Genomic DNA, 3,332 nt, shown 5'->3' with positions numbered 1-3,332 from the left:
CGACTGCTGGTTCAACACGGGCGACGTGATGAGCCCGCAGGGCATGGGCCACGCGGCGTTCGTCGACCGCCTCGGCGACACCTTCCGCTGGAAGGGAGAGAACGTGGCCACCACCCAGGTGGAGGCGGCGGTGGCGTCCGACGACTGCGTCGAGGATTGCACGGTCTTCGGCGTCGAGGTTCCGCGCACGGGCGGGCGCGCCGGGATGGCCGCGGTCAAGCTGCGCGAGGGAGCGGACTTCGACGGCAAATCTCTGGCCCACACGGTCTATGACCAGCTTCCCGGCTACGCGCTGCCCTTGTTCGTGCGGTTGGTCGATTCGATCGAACAGACCTCGACGTTCAAGAGCCGCAAGGTCGAGTTGCGCGACGAGGCCTACGGCCCCGACGTGAGCGATCCGCTGTACGTCCTGGCCGGGCGGGACGAAGGCTACGTGGAGTACTACGACGACTACCCCGAGGAAGTCTCGGCGGGCAAGCGGCCGCAGGGCTGATGCCCTGGGACAGCGCCGCGCGCGGTGACCGGGCACCATAGATCTGTGCAGTCAAGTCTCTGCGGCCGTCCCGTCGCCGGTGATCGCGCGCTCATCATGGCGATCGTCAACCGGACCCCTGACTCGTTCTACGACCGGGGCGCGACCTTCAGCGACGAGGCCGCCAGGGCCGCCGCGCACCGGGCCGTCGCCGAGGGCGCCGATGTCATCGACGTCGGCGGTGTCAAAGCCGGCCCGGGCCAGGAGGTCGACGCCGACACCGAGATCGCGCGGTTGGTGCCCTTCATCGAATGGGTGCGCGACGCCTATCCGAATCAGCTGATCAGTGTCGACACCTGGCGCGCCGAGGTGGCCAAGGTGGCCTGCGCGGCAGGCGCGGACCTGATCAACGACACCTGGGGCGGCGTCGACCCGGCGCTGCCCGAGGTGGCGGCGGAGTTCGGCGCCGGTCTGGTCTGCTCGCACACCGGTAATGCCCAGCCGCGCACGCGTCCGTTCCGGGTGAACTACGGGACCACCACGCGCGGCGTGGTCGACGACGTCATCCGCCAGGTCACCACCGCCGCCGAGCGGGCGGTCGAATCCGGGGTGGCCCGCGACCGGGTGCTGATCGACCCGACCCACGACTTCGGCAAGAACACCTTCCACGGATTGGTGCTCCTGCGGCACGTCAACGATCTCGTTGACACCGGGTGGCCCGTGCTGATGGCTTTGAGCAACAAGGACTTCGTCGGGGAGACTCTGGGTGTGGAACTGACCGAGCGGCTCGAGGGGACATTGGCGGCCACCGCGTTGGCGGCGGCCGCTGGTGCGCGAATGTTTCGCGTGCACGAGGTCGCGGCCACCCGGCGAGTGCTGGAGATGGTGGCCTCGATCCAGGGCATTCGCCCGCCGGCGCGCACGGTGAGGGGGCTCGCATGACGGCATCGGACCTGTTCGCCGGCCGTCTCGCCAGCGACCGGATGCTGGCCGCGCGGCCCGGCGACGTCTGGCTGGCCAACGACAGGTGGAGCCGTCCGAGCTGGACCATCGACGAACTGGCAGCCGCGAAGGCGGGACGGACCATCTCGGTGGTACTGCCGGCCCTCAACGAGGAAGAGACCGTCGAATCGGTCATCGAAAGCATCTCACCGCTGGTCGATGGGCTGGTCGATGAGCTGATCGTGCTGGACTCCGGTTCTACCGACGACACCGAGATCCGCGCCGTCGCGGCGGGTGCCCGCGTCGTCAGCCGTGAGCAGGCGCTGCCCGAGGTGCCGATCCGGCCCGGGAAGGGCGAAGCGCTGTGGCGCTCGCTGGCGGTGACCAGCGGTGACATCGTGGTGTTCGTCGACTCCGACCTGATCGATCCGCACCCGATGTTCGTGCCCTGGCTGGTCGCTCCGCTGCTCACCGGCGACGGCATTCACCTGGTCAAAAGCTTCTATCGGCGGCCGTTGCGGGGTAGCGAGCTCGCCGATGCCGGCGACGTGGCGGCCGACGTGAGCGCGACCGGCGGCGGGCGCGTGACCGAGTTGGTGGCCCGGCCGTTGCTCGCGGCGTTGCGCCCGGAACTGGGCTCCATCGTGCAACCGCTCGGCGGTGAATACGCCGCCACCCGCGAGCTGCTGACCTCGGTGCCGTTCGCCCCGGGTTACGGCGTGGAGATCGGGCTGCTGGTGGACACCTTCGACCGGCTGGGGCTGGACGCGATCGCCCAGGCCAACCTGGGGGTCCGCGCGCACCGCAACCGGCCGCTGGCCGAACTCGGTGTGATGAGCCGGCAGGTCATCGCGACCCTGCTCTCGCGTTGCGGGATCCCCGACTCCGGCGTCGGGCTGACGCAGTTCGTCGCCGACTCCGACCACGGCTACACCCAGCACACCTCGCCGGTGTCGCTGGCGGACCGGCCACCGATGCAGGTGTTGCGACCCCGGTAGAGCACCGCGCTGTCGGCGGCATAGGGCAGTATCGGTCACGTGGCGTTGGTGTTGCTGTACCTGGTGGTGCTCGTGCTCGTGGCGGTCGTGCTGTTCGGCGCGGCCAGCCTGCTGTTCGGTCGCGGTGAGCAGCTGCCGCCGCTGCCGCGCGGGACGACGGCCACCGTCCTGCCCGCGTTCGGGGTGACGGGCGCCGACGTCGACGCAGTCAAGTTCACCCAGGTCATGCGCGGATACAAGACCAGTGAGGTCGACTGGGTGCTGGACCGGCTCGCCCGCGAGCTCGAGGCGCTGCGCGGCCAGCTGGGCGCGGTGCATGCTCCCGCAACCGCCGAAGCCCGGAGCGATTCGGCCGGGGACGTGGAACCTGCGGGCGACGAGGATCGTCAGGACTAGATGTGAGCGACGACGACGCGCTGGTGCGCTGTAGCTGGGCGACCGTTCGGCCCGGACCCGACTTCGACCTGTACCGCAATTACCACGACCAGGAGTGGGGCCGCGAGGTCCGCGACGGCGTGGCCCTGTTCGAGCGGATGAGCCTGGAGGCATTCCAGAGTGGGCTGTCGTGGCTGATTATCCTGCGCAAGCGGGACAACTTCCGGCGCGCGTTCGCCAAGTTCGACGTCGAGCGCATCGCCAGCTACACCGACACCGATGTGCAGCGGCTGATGGCCGACGAGGGCATCGTGCGCAACCGGGCCAAGATCGAGGCCACGATTGCCAATGCGCGCGCCGCCGCTGAGCTGGGAACTCCCGCCGACCTGTCGGAGCTGCTGTGGTCATTCGCCCCGTCGCCGCGGCCCCGGCCGGCCGACCCCTCCGAAATCCCCTCGGCTACTGCGGAATCGAAGGCCATGGCGCGTGAACTCAAAGGTCGCGGGTTCCGCTTCGTCGGTCCCACCACCGCCTACGCGTTGATG

Annotated in this window: 4 protein-coding genes and 1 pseudogene; all 5 read left to right on the top strand. The window is 69.5% G+C overall.

The window, feature by feature from the left end:
* A pseudogene (locus JOZ00_RS18560) lies at positions 1 to 493 on the top strand (long-chain-acyl-CoA synthetase); the annotation flags it as partial.
* A gap of 96 nt (positions 494 to 589) precedes the next feature.
* On the top strand, positions 590 to 1,414 hold the full coding sequence (gene folP, locus JOZ00_RS18555) for a dihydropteroate synthase (RefSeq protein ID WP_293346194.1): 825 nt from the start codon (positions 590 to 592) through the stop codon (positions 1,412 to 1,414).
* Complete coding sequence (locus tag JOZ00_RS18550) at positions 1,411 to 2,412, top strand: glucosyl-3-phosphoglycerate synthase (RefSeq protein WP_293346192.1); 1,002 nt, start codon at positions 1,411 to 1,413, stop codon at positions 2,410 to 2,412. The genes folP and JOZ00_RS18550 overlap by 4 nt, the downstream gene beginning before the upstream one ends.
* A 39-nt stretch (positions 2,413 to 2,451) precedes the next feature.
* Positions 2,452 to 2,808 carry a DivIVA domain-containing protein gene (locus tag JOZ00_RS18545; protein ID WP_293346190.1) on the top strand — a complete coding sequence of 119 codons (357 nt, stop codon included), beginning with the start codon at positions 2,452 to 2,454 and terminating at the stop codon, positions 2,806 to 2,808.
* A 2-nt stretch (positions 2,809 to 2,810) separates the two neighbouring features.
* The coding region (gene tag / locus JOZ00_RS18540) for a DNA-3-methyladenine glycosylase I (RefSeq protein WP_293346188.1) at positions 2,811 to 3,332 on the top strand (522 nt) is incomplete at its 3' end.

Origin of the sequence: Mycobacterium sp. (assembly GCF_019243155.1) — a bacterium.
Lineage (GTDB): Bacteria > Actinomycetota > Actinomycetes > Mycobacteriales > Mycobacteriaceae > Mycobacterium.
This window is presented reverse-complemented; position numbering and strand designations above follow the sequence as displayed.